Below are 13116 nucleotides of genomic sequence, written 5' to 3'. Positions count from 1 at the left end.
CGCTCGGAGGAGTCCTACTTACTCTGAGCCACAAGGCGGGTATCTCCCTGTGAAGATCGTGCGACGTGTCGGGGCCTCGCCTCGCGAGCGTGGCAGCAGTACCGGTCAGTCATGCCCCGACATCTTTGAACTCAGTAACGGCGATTTCGCCGTCATTGGGCGCGAAGCCACCGCGGAACTCGACCCCGAGCTCCCTCCGGACGCCGCACGTGCCGACTATGAGCGCATCGTCGTCATCACACGCGAGACCTTGGTACGGGCCAAAAGCGACATCCCCGACGCCTGACAACGCCGAGCACAGCACCACCAGCTCTTTCGTCACCGCCCTTTCGTCACCGCCCTCGCATGCTCGACCCGGTTTCCGCGGCACTGCGCGGGGAACCATCGTGGTCGACCCGAGGGGGACGTTTGACGCGTGGGGCAGGCTGGAACTCGGTTGCCAGGTACGGGACTTGGCTGGTCGCGGCGGTCATCGCGATCGTCTTGGTGTGCCTGGCCTCCGTTGCCGTCAGCGGCTGGCTGATAGACGGCGTCGAGCGAGCGAACGGCGGCCTGCGAAAGGCCGCCCAACGCAGCGTCCTCGGCGAGTACTTCGGCGCCGTCAGCGCCGTCTTCTCGGGCGTCGCCCTGCTCCTCCTGGTCGTCACGCTGCTCTTCCAGCAACGTGAGCTGCACTTGCAGCGCAGGGAACTCGCCCTGCAGCGAGAGGAACTGATCGCCTCACGCGACGAACTCCGCAGGAGCGCCGCCGCGGATCTGCGAGCTCTCCATCTCCAGCTCACACAGATGCAGATGGCGGATCCGGCGTTGGCCGAGGTCTGGAACGACTGGCCCGGCCAGCCTCCCGCGGACGTACGGCAACTGCTCTTCGCGAACCTCACCTACGGCCATTACATGCTGGTGTACGAATGGGGAAGCACTACCGAGGACGAGGTACTCGCCCACGCACGAAGGCTGGTGCAGAGCCCCTCGTTCCGTCGCTACTGGCTGCTCTCCCGTGAGGCAAAGGCCGCTCTGCCGCCGGACAGCGTCGAAGGACGCTTCTTCCGGCTCTTCGACCGGGCCGTCAGCGAAACGCAGACCGGAGGTTCACCACCGGACTGACCGCCGCTCGCGTCACCCCGCCGTGGGCACCGCCACCGGCGGCTCCGGGCCCACATACCGGGCCGCCGGGCGGATGATCTTCGAGTCCTGGGCCTGCTCCAGGATGTTGGCGCTCCAGCCCACCACGCGGGCCGCGGCGAACGTGGGGGTGAACATCTCACGTGGCAGGCCGCACAGTTCCATGACCACGCCCGCGTAGAACTCGACGTTCGTGTGGAGTTCGCGTCCGGGCTTCAGCTCGGCGAGGATCGCCTCGACACGGCGCTCGACCTCGACGGCGAAGTCGACGCGCGGGCCGCCGAAGTCCCGGGCGATGTCCCGGAGCATCCGCGAACGGGGGTCCTCCGTGCGGTAGACGGCGTGCCCGAAGCCCATGATGCGGTCACCGGCGAGAACGCGCCCCCTGATCCAGGAGTCGATCCGGTCCGGGGTCCCTATCGCGTCCAGGGTGTCCAGCGCGCGGCTGGGCGCACCCCCGTGCAGCGGCCCGGACAGCGCGCCGACCGCTCCCACGAGACACGCCGCCGCATCCGCGCCCGTCGACGCGATGACCCGAGCCGTGAAGGTTGACGCGTTGAAGCCGTGATCAATGGTTGAGATCAGGTACTGCTCGATCGCCCGGGCCCGCCGGGGATCCGGTTCCACGCCCGTGAGCATGTAGAGGTAGTTGGCCGCGTACGAGAGGTCTTCGCGCGGCTCCACGGGGTCGAGCCCCTGCCCGAGCCGGTACAGCGAGGTGAGCAGGGTCGGTACGGCCGCGCAGGCGGCGAGGGTGTCCGCGCGACGCCGGTCCGCGTCGACGTCGTACACCGGCCGGAATCCCTTCGCCGCACCCAGCAACGACAGTGCCGTGCGCAGGCCGGCCAGCGGGCCGGACGTGCGGCTCGCGGCGGCGACGGCGGGCAGGGCGGCCCGGACCTCGTCCGGCAGGCTCCGCAGCGCGGCGGTCCGGGCGGAGAAGGCGGTGCGCCGCTCGGCGTCCGGCAGTTCGCCATGGACCAGGAGATGCCAGACGTCCTCGAAGCAGCGGGTCCGCGCGAGTTCGACGGCCGAGTACTGGCGGTAGTGGTAGAAGCCCTCCAGCCCCCGGACGTCGCCGATCTCGGTGTCGGTGACGACGACGCCCGCAAGTCCGCGCGGGACGTCGACGAGGGTGGCCGCGGCCCTGTTGATGGACATCATTTTCCTCCCTGGACTTGATTCCACTGTCAATGCTTGACTATTTCCCTGTCAATATTGATTCAGTCAATATGTCAGGAGGCGGCTACGGTGACCCCCATGCGCGATCAAGAACCGGCTTCCGGCCGCCCCGGGCGGAGGCTGAGCACCAAGGAGACCGCCGAAGCGCTCGGCGTGAAGCCGGAGACCGTGTACGCGTATGTGAGTCGCGGTCAGCTCAGCAGCAGGCGCGAGCCCGGCCACCGCGGCAGCACCTTCGACGCCAAGGAGGTGGAGGCCCTCGCCCGGCGCAACAGGCGGGAGAGCAGCGTGCGTTCGGGCTCCGGCGTTGAACTGTCCGTACGCACCCGCATCACACTGATCGACAAGGACCGGTACTTCTTCCGGGGCGTGGACGCCACCCGGCTCGCCGCCGACCACTCCTACGAGGAGGTTGCCGAGTGGCTGTGGACCGGGCGGATGCGCCCCGGCGTCACCTTCACCGCGCCGGAGGCCGTGGTCGCCGTCGTCCGCCGCGCCGTGGACGCCCTGCCCGAACACACGGCGCCCACCGACCGGCTGCGGGTCGCGGCGATCGCCGCGGCGGCGGAGGACCCGCTGCGCTTCGACCTGTCCGAGCAGGCCGTGCTCGGCACCGCGCGCGTCCTGATCCCCACACTGGTCGCCGCCCTGCCGCCCCACCCGTACGCCCACCACCACGACGACGGTCCGCTGGCCCACCGCCTGTGGGGCCGGCTGACCGGGCACGAGGCCGACGAGGCGTCACTGCGCGCCCTGGACACGGCACTCGCCCTGCTCGTCGACCACGACCTGGCTGCCTCGACGCTCGCGGTGCGGGTCGCCGCCTCGGCCCGCGCCCACGCGTACGCGGCCGTCTCGGCCGGACTCGGCGTGATCGAGGGCCCGTTGCACGGCGCGGCCAGCGGACTCGCCCACCGGATACTGCAGGACGTGCTCGAACGCGGCACCGCGGTCCCGGTGATCGCGGACGAACTCCGCGCCGGCCGCCGCATCCCCGGACTCGGCCACCGGCTCTACGCGGGCGAGGACCCACGCGCGCGTGCCCTGTTCGCCCTCCTGGAGCGGGTCCCGCGCGCGGAACCCGCCCTGCTCGCGGCCCGCGACGTCGTCGCCACCACCGCCCGCCACACCCCGCTGCACGCGAATGTCGACCTGGCCCTCGCCGTGCTCACCGTGTCCTCGGGCATGCCCGCCACGGCGGGCGAGACGATCTTCGCCGTGGCCCGGACGGCCGGCTGGATCGCCCATGCCCTGGAGGAGTACGGGGAACGTCCGTTGCGCATGCGGCCCAGCGGACACTACGTGGGACCGAGACCGCCTCAACCTCTGCCTGAGTAGGACACCAGCCCGGCTGGAAGTCACTCCGAGGAAAGTCAGGTTAGGCTCACCTCTGTGAGTAGGTGTGCGACCGTCTCCCGGAGCCTCGAAGAGCCCGTCTCCGGTACCGCGGCCACTGCGACGACATGGCTGCTGCTGGAACAGCCCGGTCCCTGGGGTGCCAAAGCGCTCGCTTCGAGCCACCTGGACCCCGCACTGGGGCGCGCCCTGGAGGCGGCCGCCGAGGGAACCGGCGTACGGATCGCGCTGATCCGGCGTCCCGGACGCCACGCCGACCTCGGCAGGCCCGCCATGCGGCAGGTCTACGCCGCCCACACCGTTCCCGGGAACACCTGGCTGCGCAGCGCCACGACCTGCGACCCGCAACAGCTGCGCGCCCTCGACTTCGCCGCCCTCGGCGCGGGTGACCACCGTTCGTTCGACGTGGCACTGCGCGCCCGGGCGCACCCGGACGGCCCGCTGGCGCTCGTCTGCACCAACGGCAAACGCGACCGCTGCTGCGCCCTTCTGGGCCGCCCCCTCGCGGCCGAGCTCGCCGCGTCCGGTGTGCGGGGCACCTGGGAGGTCACCCATCTGGGTGGTCATCGCTTCTCGCCGACCGTGCTCGTGCTGCCGTACGGCTACGCCTACGGCCGGGCCGAGGCACACGCCGTCAAGGAGGTGCTGCACGGCGTGCGGGAGGGCCGTGTCGTCATCGAGGGCTGCCGCGGGTGCTCGGCCTGGGAACGGCCCGGCCAGGCTGCCGAACTGGCCGTGCGCACGGCCGCCGACGAGTACACGGCGGGCACGCTGAGCGTCGTAGGGACAGAGGGCGGGGCGCCGCGCTGGGAGGTCACCGTGGCCCATGTCGACGGCCGCCGGTGGCGCGTCACCGTGGCCCAGGGCGCCTCGCTGCCGCCCCGGCCGGAGAGCTGTGGGGCAGCGGTGCTCGGTACCCCGGCCCGGATGGACGTGGTGGCGGTGCACGAGCTGACCACGACGGCCCTGGCGAGCTGACGACGGCAGCCCCGGCGAGCCGACGGCCCCGAGCGGGGCCCACCCGGTTCTCCCGGCTCTCACAAGGTCCGGGTCAGGAGATCCACGCCACACCCCCTACGGCAGGGTGCGCCCGGCCACGTACCGTCGTGGGTATGCGCCCCACTCCCCCCGCACGCCGTCTGCGCCTCGGTCTGCCGCGGCGGGTGTTCTCCCAGGTGCTGCTGATGCAGGTGGCGATCGCCGCGGGAGTCGCGGTGCTCGCGACCGGGCTGTTCCTCGCGCCGCTGAGCAAGCAGCTCGACAACGAGGCCATGCGCCGTGCGCTGGCGATCGCGCAGACCACCGCGCAGGAGCCGCAGGTCGCGACGGACCTGCAGAACACGCCGCCGACCGCCGACGGCCCGGTGCAGCGGGAGGCGGAGCGCATCCGGCGCGCCACCCACGCCGAGTACATCGTGGTGATGGACCTGCGGGGCATCCGCTGGTCGCACACGAACCCGCGGCAGATCGGCCTGAAGGTCTCGACCAACCCCGAGGAGGCCCTCGCCGGCAATCAGGTCATGGAGATCGACACCGGCACCCTGGGCCGCTCCGCCCGCGGCAAGGTGCCGCTGTACGACGCCGACCACCGGATCGTCGGGGCGGTCTCGGTGGGCATCGCGTACGACAGCGTGCGGGCCCGGCTGATCAGCGCGATCCCGGGGCTGCTCGCCTACGCGGGCGGCGCGCTCGCGGTCGGCGCGCTGGCCGCCTGGCTGATCTCCCGCCGGGTCCAGCGGCAGACCCGGGACCTGGCCTTCTCGGACATCTCGGCGCTGCTCGCGGAGCGCGAGGCGATGCTGCACGGCATCCGGGAGGGCGTCGTCGCCCTCGACCGCACCGGCCGCATACGTCTGCTCAACGACGAGGCGCGGCGGCTGCTGGGCATCGGTGACGAGGCCGTCGGCCGGACGCCGGACGAGGCGCTGGGCGCGGGCCGTACGACGGACGTCCTGGCCGGCCGGGTGACCGGCACCGACCTGCTCACCGTACGGGGCCAGCGGGTCCTGGTCGCCAACCGCATGCCCACCGACGACGGCGGCGCCGTGGCCACCCTGCGCGACCGCACCGAGCTGGAGCAACTCGGCCGCGAACTCGACTCCACACGGGGCCTCATCGACGCCCTGCGCGCCCAGGACCACGAGCACGCCAACCGTATGCACACCCTGCTGGGCCTGCTGGAACTGGAGATGTACGACGACGCCGTGGAGTTCGTCGGAGAGGTGGTCGGCGCCCACCGGGTCACCGCGGAACAGGTCACCGAGAAGATCCAGGACCCGCTGCTCGCCGCCCTCCTGGTCGGCAAGGCGACCGTCGCGGCCGAGCGCGGGGTCGCCCTGTGGGTCTCGGACCGCACCCGGCTCCCGGACCGGCTGATCGACCCCAGGGGCCTGGTCACCGTCGTGGGCAATCTGGTGGACAACGCGCTCGACGCCGTCGCGGGCACTCCGCACGCGCGCGTGGAGGTGGAGTTGCGCACCGAGGGGCGTACCGCCGTCCTGCGGGTGTGCGACACGGGTCCCGGCATACCGGCGGAGCAGCGGGAAGTGGTCTTCACCGAGGGGTGGTCCACCAAGAAGCCGCCCGCGCACGGCAAGCGCGGCATAGGGCTCTCCCTGGTGCGTCGGCTCGCCGAGCGGCAGGGCGGGAGCGCGACGGTCAGCGAGGCGGACGGCGGGGGCGCCGAGTTCACGGTCGTACTGCCGGAGGCCCTGACCGAGCCGGGCCTGGCACCGGCGCTCACCGCACCCGTGGCGTCCGCCGACGAGGAGGCGTGATGATCGAGGTCCTGGTCGTGGACGACGACACCCGGGTCGCCCGGGTCAACGCCGCCTACGTCGAGAAGGTGCCGGGCTTCCATGTGGCCGGCGAGGCGCACAACGCGGCCGAGGCGCTGCGCCGGATGGAGGAGCTGCCACGGCTCGACCTGGTCCTCCTGGACCACTACCTGCCGGACGAGACGGGCCTCGCGGTCGTCAGGGAGATGCGCCGGCGCGGCCACCAGACCGACGTCATCATGGTCACGGCGGCCCGGGACGTGTCGACCGTGCAGGCGGCGATGCGGCACGGCGCCCTGCAGTATCTGATCAAGCCGTTCGCCTTCGCGGGCCTGCGGGCCAAGCTGGAGGCGTACGCGCGGCTGCGCCGCACCCTGGACGGCGGGGGCGAGGCCGAACAGGCGGAGGTGGACCGTATCTTCGGCGCACTGTCCGCGCCGTCGGAGCCGGGGCTGCCCAAGGGCCACTCCCCCACCACCGCCGGGCTGGTACGGCAGTCCCTGATGAACGCCGAAAGCCCGCTGTCGGCCCAGGAGATCGCCGAGCGGACCGGGGTGAGCCGGCAGACCGCCCAGCGCTATCTGAAGCTCCTGGAGCGCACGGGACGGGCCCGGCTGACCCTCAAGTACGGCGACGCGGGCCGCCCCGAACACCGTTACGTGTGGGCGACCCGCGTCTGACCGCGGCCGTTGCGTCCGTCGGCCGGCCTACTTCGCGGCCTTCTCGACGAATTCGGTCGTGTACGTCTTGCTCAGGTCCACCGTGGCGTTCTTGATGGTGGGGTTGAACGCCTTGAGGACCTTCTCGACGGTCTCGGGGCCGTTCGTGGGCATCACACCGTCGTCGGTGAACATCGGAAGGGTGCTCTTGATGGCCTCCGAGTAGAGCGTCTTGTTGCCCTGGGAGTAGTCGGCGGGCATCTTGGCCGCGATCTCGTCCGCGCTGTGGGTGGACATCCACTTGAGCGTCTTGACGAATGCATTGGCCAGCTTCTGGACGGTGTCCTTGTGGCTGTTCACCCAGTCCGTCTGCATGTACAGACTTGACGACGGGTACGGGCCGCCCAGCGCCTCCTGCGAGCCCTCGGGGGTCCGCATGTCGATGAGGATCTTGCCCGCCTTCTTGTCCAGGATCGTGGCGACGGTCGGGTCGGTCGTCATGCCGGCGTCGATCGAGCCCTGCTGCAGCGCGGAGATGAACGTCGGGCCCGCACCCACGGCGACCGGGGTGAACTCACTGGTCTTCACGCCGTTCTTGACCGCGAGGTACTTGGTGAGGAAGTCGGTCGAGGCACCGAGACCGGTGACGCCGAGCTTCTTCCCCTTGAAGTCCTTGGCCGAGGTGATGTCCTTCGCCTTCTTGGTGGAGACGACCTCCACCTCGCCGGGGGCGTGCGAGAACTGCACGACGGACTCCACGGCCTTGCCCTTCACCTGGAGGTCGAGGGTGTGGTCGTAGAAGCCGACGGCGCCCTGGACCTGGCCGGAGACGAGCGCGGTCTCCGCCTGGACACCGGCGGGCTCGCTGAGCATCTCCACGTCGAGGCCCTCGGCGTCGAAGTAGCCGAGCCGCTGGGTGAGCATCGCCGGCAGGTAGATGACCTTGTCCAGGCCACCGACCATGATCTTGACCTTGGTGCCCTTGCCGTCGCCCTTGCTCCCGGAGCCGGCGGAGGCGGTGCTGGCCGCGTCATTGGCGCACGCGGTGAGCGAGGAGAGAGCGAGCAGGCCGACGGCGGCGAGCGACGCGTATCTGGCGGACTTGCGCATGGCGGTTCACGTCCTTGTGAGAGGGCGGTGCGGGGATGAAAGGAAGGTCTGTGGGGGGCGTTCAGCTGGGCGGGGCCGGTCGCCGGGCGAGGCCGGTCCGCCGGGCGAAGGGGGTTCGCCGGATGAAGCGGGTTCGCCGTGCGGCTCGGATCAGTTGTCCGAGCCGGCCGGCTTCCACCGGAAGATGCGGCGTTCGGCGAAGGTCAGCAGGCCCTCGGCGAAGAGTGCGACGACCGCGAGGATCACCATCGCGGCGTAGACGCCGGCCGCGTTGAAGGTGCCCTGCGACTGGGCGACGAGCAGGCCGATGCCCTTGGTGGCGCCGATGTACTCGCCGACGATGGCGCCGATGAGGGCGAAGCCGAAGCTGACATGGAGGCTGGTGAAGATCCAGGAGGTGGCCGACGGGATGACCACCTGAAGGGTCACCCTGCGATCGCTCGCACCGAGGATCCGGGCGTTGGCGACCAGGTTGCGGTCGACCTCGCGGGCGCCCTGGAAGGCGTTGAAGAACACCGGGAAGAACACCAGCACCACGGCCGACGCGATCTTGGAGGCCGGACCCAGGCCGAACCAGATCACGAAGATCGGGGCGAGGACGATCCTGGGGATGGAGTTGAGCACCTTGATGTATGGACCAAGGACATCGGCCAGGAAGGCGATCCGTCCGAGCGCGATACCGAAGACCACACCGGCGGCGACACCGATGATCCAGCCGAGCAGCGCCTCGTGGAGCGTGTACCAGATCTGCTCGCCGAGGGAGCCCTGCGCGGTCCCGTGCATGATCCAGGTGTAGATCTGGTCCCAGATCTTCGACGGCATCGAGAAGTTGAACGGATCGATGACGCTGGCCCGGGACAGGGCCTCCCACAGGCCGAGCACGGCGACCAGGACCAGCACGCGAGCGCCGGTGACGACGATCTTGCGTCTGCGGGCGGCCTGCGCCCGTGACTGCGCACGGTCCGGTGTCCTGACGGTGTCGACGACGGGCGTGGTGATGACCTCAGGCGACATTGGCGGCACCCCTTTCGCGGGTGATGCGGACCTCTTCGCCGAGGGACTCCCAGATCTCGCGGTAGATCTCGATGAACCGGGGCTCCAGACGCACCGACTCGACCTTGCGCGGCCGGGGCAGGTCGATGTCGAAGACCTGCTTCACGGTCGCGGGTCCCGCGGTCATCACGACGACCTTGTCGGCCAGCGCGATGGACTCCTCCAGGTCGTGGGTGACGAAGACGACCGAGGCGCCCGTGCCCTCCCACAGCTCCAGGAGCTCGTCCGACATCAGTGCCCGGGTCTGTACGTCGAGCGCGGAGAACGGCTCGTCCATCAGCAGGATCTCGGGGTCGTTGACGAAGGTGGCGGCGAGAGCGACGCGCTTGCGCTGTCCGCCGGAGAGCTGGTGCGGATAGCGGTCCTCGAAGGCGGCGAGCCCGACGCGGGCCAGCCACTCGCGGGCCTTCTCCTTGGCCTCCGCCTTCGGCACGCCCCGGAAGCGGGGGCCGGCCATGACGTTGGACAGGACCGTGCGCCAGGGGAAGGTGGCGTCCTGCTGGAAGACGAAGCCGACCTTGTCACCGACGCCGGAGACCGGCCGCCCAGCCACCAGCACATCGCCCTCGGTGGGCTCCTCCAGCCCGCTGACCAGGGTCAACGTGGTCGACTTACCGCAACCGGTCGGGCCGACCACAGCCACGAACTCACCGCGTCCGACAGTGAGGTCCAGGTCCCGGACGGCCGTGTGCAGACCCCCCGAAGGGGTCCTGAAGATCTTGCTGGCGCCCCGCAACTGGATGGCGGGGCTGGTGTCTGCGCTCATGGCCCGGGACGGTAGGTGTGGCCCCGGCCACAGCAGCAGTCTTCTGAGCGCAAGCCGTTCTTTTGCTCGCAAGAGCCTGTTGTGCTCATTTTGCTCGCGCTACAACTGCGGAGCACGAAACACGGGCTTAACGCTCGCCGGCCTTGAAGGAGAGGCCTGATGATTGACGTCCTGGTCGTGGACGACGACTTCCGTGTCGCCGAGATAAACGCCAAGTACGTGGGAAAGGTTCCCGGCTTCCGGGTGGCCGCCCGCGCGCACAGCGCTGCCCAGGCCCTGGCCACCGTGGAACGCGGGGGCATCGACCTGGTGCTGCTCGACCACTACCTGCCGGACCGGACCGGCCTCGAACTCGTCCATCTGATGCGGGAACAGGGCCACGGCACCGACGTCATCATGATCACGGCGGCCAGCGATGTGACGACCGTGCAGAAGGCGATGCGGCTGGGAGCCCTGCACTATCTGGTCAAGCCGTTCACCTTCGCCGCCCTGCGCACCCGCCTCGACTCCTACGCCGCGCTGCGCCGCACCGTCGACCGGGTCGGCGGCCGGGGACTGACCGGACAGGAGCAGGTCGACCGCATCTTCGGCGCGCTGCGGACCACGCCCGCGCCGAACGCGCCCGGCCTGCCCAGCGGTCAGTCCGAGCCCACCACGGACCTCATCTGCGGCGTCCTGCACCGCGCCGCCCACCCGCTGTCCGCCCACGAGGTCGCCGCCGAGACCGGCCTGAGCCGCTCCACCGCCCAGCGCTACCTCCGCCACCTGGAGCAGGCGGGCCGGCTCCGCCTGTCCCTGAAGTACGGCGACACGGGACGCCCCGAGCACCGGTACGCATGGGTGGCACCGTGACGCGTCGACGCCCTGGCGCACGGACGGCTCCGTAGCGGCTCACCGCCCTGGCACGCGCGCCGCACTACACGGCCCCCGCTCCGGTCAGCGACCGCACCTCGGTCTCCGCGTGTTTGGCCTCGTCCGGGACCTCGGCCGAGGTGACCGTCCCCAGCCAGCCCGCGAGGAAGCCCAGCGGGATGGAGACGATGCCGGGGTTCTGCAACGGGAAGTACTGGAAGTCGACGGCCGGGAACAGCGAATCCGGGCTGCCGGACACCACCGGCGACAGCAGGACGAACCCCAGGGCCGGAACAAGCCCTCCGTATACGGCCCATACCGCGCCGCGTGTGGTGAAGCCGCGCCAGAACAGCGAGTAGAGCAGCACCGGCAGATTCGCCGACGCGGCCACGGCGAAGGCCAGGCCCACCAGGAAGGCCACGTTGAGGTCGCGGGCCAGCAGGCCCAGCCCGATCGCGACCACACCGATGCCGACCGCCGCGACCCGGGCCACGGCCACCTCGCTGCGCGGCTGACCACCCCCGCGCCGCAGGGAGGCATACAGGTCGTGGGCCACCGACGCGGAGGAGGCAAGGGTGATCCCGGCGACCACCGCGAGGATCGTGGCGAAGGCGACGGCCGCGACGACCGCGAAAAGCACCGTTCCTCCGGTGGAGTCGGCGCCGCCGCCCAGGTTGAGCGCCAGCAGCGGAACCGCCGTGTTCCCGGCCGCGTTCGAGCCGCTCACGGCCTTGGGCCCGACGATCGCCGCCGCCCCGAACCCGAGCACGATCGTCATCAGGTAGAACCCGCCGATCAGCCCGATCGCCCACACCACCGAACGGCGTGCGGCCCGCGCGGTCGGCACGGTGTAGAACCGGGACAGGATGTGCGGCAGTCCGGCCGTGCCCAGCACCAGCGCGAGGCCCAGGCTGATGAAGTCGAACCGTGCGGTCCAGTCCCCGCCGTACTTGAGGCCGGGCGCCAGGAACGCGTCCCCGTGACCGCTGCGCTCGGCGGCCGTGAGCAGCAGTCGGTCGACGTCGCCGTGGAACCGCAGCAGGACCAGCACGGTCAGCGCGATCGTCCCGCCGAGCAGCAGAACCGCCTTCACGATCTGAATCCACGTCGTGGCCCGCATCCCTCCCAACGACACATAGATCACCATGAGCGCGCCGACCCCGATGACGGTCCACGCCTGCGCCGCCTCACCGCTGCGCCCGAGCAGCAGCGCGACCAGGCTGCCCGCCCCCACCATTTGCGCCACCAAATAGAGAACGGACACGGTGACCGAGGACGTTCCCACCGCGATCCGCACCGGACGCTCGCTCATCCGCGCGGCCACCACGTCCGCCAGCGTGAACCGCCCGCAGTTGCGGACCAGTTCGGCAACCAGGAACAACACCACCAGCCAGGCCACCAGGAAGCCCACCACGTACAGCAGCCCGTCATAACCGAACAGGGCGATGAGACCGGTGACTCCGAGGAACGAGGCGGCCGACATGTAGTCGCCTGCAATGGCAAAACCATTCTCCATAGGCGAGAAGAGCCGCCCGCCGGCATAGAACTCCTCCGCGGAACCGCGCCGGTTACGGCTCACCCAGGTGGTGATCGCCAACGTGATCGCCACAAATCCGCTGAACAGCAGCAGCGCCAGTGTCTGGTGATGGCCCGTCATGACGCACCACCCTGCACACCACGCGCCAACTCCTGCGTGTCCCAGCGCAGATCGAGCGCCGCCCGGTCCCTGTGCAACCGCGCATGCCGGGTGTAGGCCCAGGTGAGGAGGAAGGTGGTGGCGAACTGCCCGAGTCCCGCGAGTATCGCCACGTTCACCGCGCCCACCACGGGCCTGGCCATGAACCCGGGCGCCGTCGTCGCCGTGACCACGTACCCCACGTACCAGGAGAAGAAGACCGCGACCCCGGGCACCACGAACCTGCGGTACCGGCTGCGCACTTCCTGGAAAGCCGCGCTGCGCTGCACCTCCAGGTACACGTCGCGCGCCCGAAAGGCCACCCGCTCCTGCCCTTCGTGCGCGGCCGGCACCACCGGAGTGGGCACGCCCGTGCCGTCCAACTCGCCCCAGCCGGAGGCCAGCGCGTCGTACCAGGGGTCTTCATATCCCACGCTGTGGGCAGCCGGGCCATGGTCTTCGTGGTTCCCGGCCGGACTCTCGGGGCCGCCTCCGCCTTCGCAGGGACGGCCGTTGCTTGACTGCATGCCCAAGGATGGACAGATCGGGAAGATCCCTGACTCT

General features: G+C 70.5%; 13 protein-coding genes. 7 read left to right on the top strand and 6 right to left on the bottom strand.

Annotation, left to right across the window (positions count from 1 at the left end; all coding sequences use genetic code 11):
* Positions 1 to 49 precede the first annotated feature (49 nt).
* Both ACFY1J_RS04610 and ACFY1J_RS04605 read left to right on the top strand, forming a co-directional pair.
* Positions 50 to 286 carry a hypothetical protein gene (locus ACFY1J_RS04610; RefSeq protein WP_390707507.1) on the top strand — a complete coding sequence of 79 codons (237 nt, stop codon included), beginning with the start codon at positions 50 to 52 and terminating at the stop codon, positions 284 to 286.
* Positions 287 to 408: 122 nt separating this feature from the next.
* Entirely contained in the window at positions 409 to 1104 is a 696-nt protein-coding gene (locus ACFY1J_RS04605; RefSeq protein WP_390730579.1) for a DUF6082 family protein, read from the top strand.
* A 12-nt stretch (positions 1105 to 1116) separates the two neighbouring features.
* On the opposite strand, the gene ACFY1J_RS04600 is transcribed toward ACFY1J_RS04605, so the two are convergent.
* Positions 1117 to 2283: a citrate synthase gene (locus ACFY1J_RS04600; protein WP_390730578.1), complete on the bottom strand. Its 1167-nt coding sequence runs from the start codon at positions 2281 to 2283 to the stop codon at positions 1117 to 1119.
* Between the two features lie 99 nt (positions 2284 to 2382).
* Between ACFY1J_RS04600 and ACFY1J_RS04595 the strand changes: the two genes are divergently transcribed.
* From ACFY1J_RS04595 to ACFY1J_RS04580, 4 genes are all read left to right on the top strand, one after another.
* A complete protein-coding gene (locus ACFY1J_RS04595; protein ID WP_390730577.1) occupies positions 2383 to 3642 on the top strand; it encodes a citrate synthase in 1260 nt (419 codons plus the stop codon).
* A 54-nt stretch (positions 3643 to 3696) separates the two neighbouring features.
* The gene (locus ACFY1J_RS04590) at positions 3697 to 4638 is read left to right on the top strand and encodes a sucrase ferredoxin (protein WP_390707511.1); all 942 of its coding nucleotides are present in this window, start codon (positions 3697 to 3699) and stop codon (positions 4636 to 4638) included.
* 134 nt (positions 4639 to 4772) lie between these two features.
* Positions 4773 to 6437: an ATP-binding protein gene (locus ACFY1J_RS04585; protein ID WP_390707512.1), complete on the top strand. Its 1665-nt coding sequence runs from the start codon at positions 4773 to 4775 to the stop codon at positions 6435 to 6437.
* Positions 6437 to 7117: a response regulator gene (locus ACFY1J_RS04580; RefSeq protein WP_390707513.1), complete on the top strand. Its 681-nt coding sequence runs from the start codon at positions 6437 to 6439 to the stop codon at positions 7115 to 7117. Before ACFY1J_RS04585 ends, ACFY1J_RS04580 begins: the two co-directional genes overlap by 1 nt.
* Positions 7118 to 7144: 27 nt before the next feature.
* On the opposite strand, the gene ACFY1J_RS04575 is transcribed toward ACFY1J_RS04580, so the two are convergent.
* The 3 genes from ACFY1J_RS04575 to ACFY1J_RS04565 form a co-directional block, all read right to left on the bottom strand.
* Positions 7145 to 8206, bottom strand: a complete 1062-nt coding sequence (locus tag ACFY1J_RS04575) for an ABC transporter substrate-binding protein (RefSeq protein ID WP_390707514.1) — start codon at positions 8204 to 8206, stop codon at positions 7145 to 7147.
* A gap of 150 nt (positions 8207 to 8356) precedes the next feature.
* The gene (locus ACFY1J_RS04570) at positions 8357 to 9220 is read right to left on the bottom strand and encodes an ABC transporter permease (protein ID WP_390707515.1); all 864 of its coding nucleotides are present in this window, start codon (positions 9218 to 9220) and stop codon (positions 8357 to 8359) included.
* Positions 9210 to 10025 (bottom strand): ABC transporter ATP-binding protein, encoded by an 816-nt coding sequence (locus ACFY1J_RS04565; RefSeq protein WP_363299415.1) that lies wholly within the window; start codon positions 10023 to 10025, stop codon positions 9210 to 9212. The genes ACFY1J_RS04570 and ACFY1J_RS04565 overlap by 11 nt, the downstream gene beginning before the upstream one ends.
* A gap of 159 nt (positions 10026 to 10184) precedes the next feature.
* Between ACFY1J_RS04565 and ACFY1J_RS04560 the strand changes: the two genes are divergently transcribed.
* Complete coding sequence (locus ACFY1J_RS04560) at positions 10185 to 10877, top strand: response regulator (protein ID WP_390707516.1); 693 nt, start codon at positions 10185 to 10187, stop codon at positions 10875 to 10877.
* 64 nt (positions 10878 to 10941) lie between these two features.
* Here the strand turns inward: ACFY1J_RS04560 and ACFY1J_RS04555 are convergent, their stop codons facing one another.
* Together ACFY1J_RS04555 and ACFY1J_RS04550 are read right to left on the bottom strand one after the other, a co-directional pair.
* The gene (locus ACFY1J_RS04555) at positions 10942 to 12534 is read right to left on the bottom strand and encodes a cation acetate symporter (RefSeq protein ID WP_390707517.1); all 1593 of its coding nucleotides are present in this window, start codon (positions 12532 to 12534) and stop codon (positions 10942 to 10944) included.
* Positions 12531 to 13079, bottom strand: coding sequence for a DUF485 domain-containing protein (locus ACFY1J_RS04550; RefSeq protein ID WP_390707518.1), 549 nt, complete (start codon positions 13077 to 13079; stop codon positions 12531 to 12533). Before ACFY1J_RS04550 ends, ACFY1J_RS04555 begins: the two co-directional genes overlap by 4 nt.
* Positions 13080 to 13116: the final 37 nt, after the last annotated feature.

The sequence above is a fragment of the Streptomyces sp. NPDC001406 genome, assembly GCF_042895285.1.
Lineage (GTDB): Bacteria > Actinomycetota > Actinomycetes > Streptomycetales > Streptomycetaceae > Streptomyces.
Note: the sequence above shows the minus strand (reverse complement) of the source record. Positions and strands in the feature narration are given on the sequence as shown.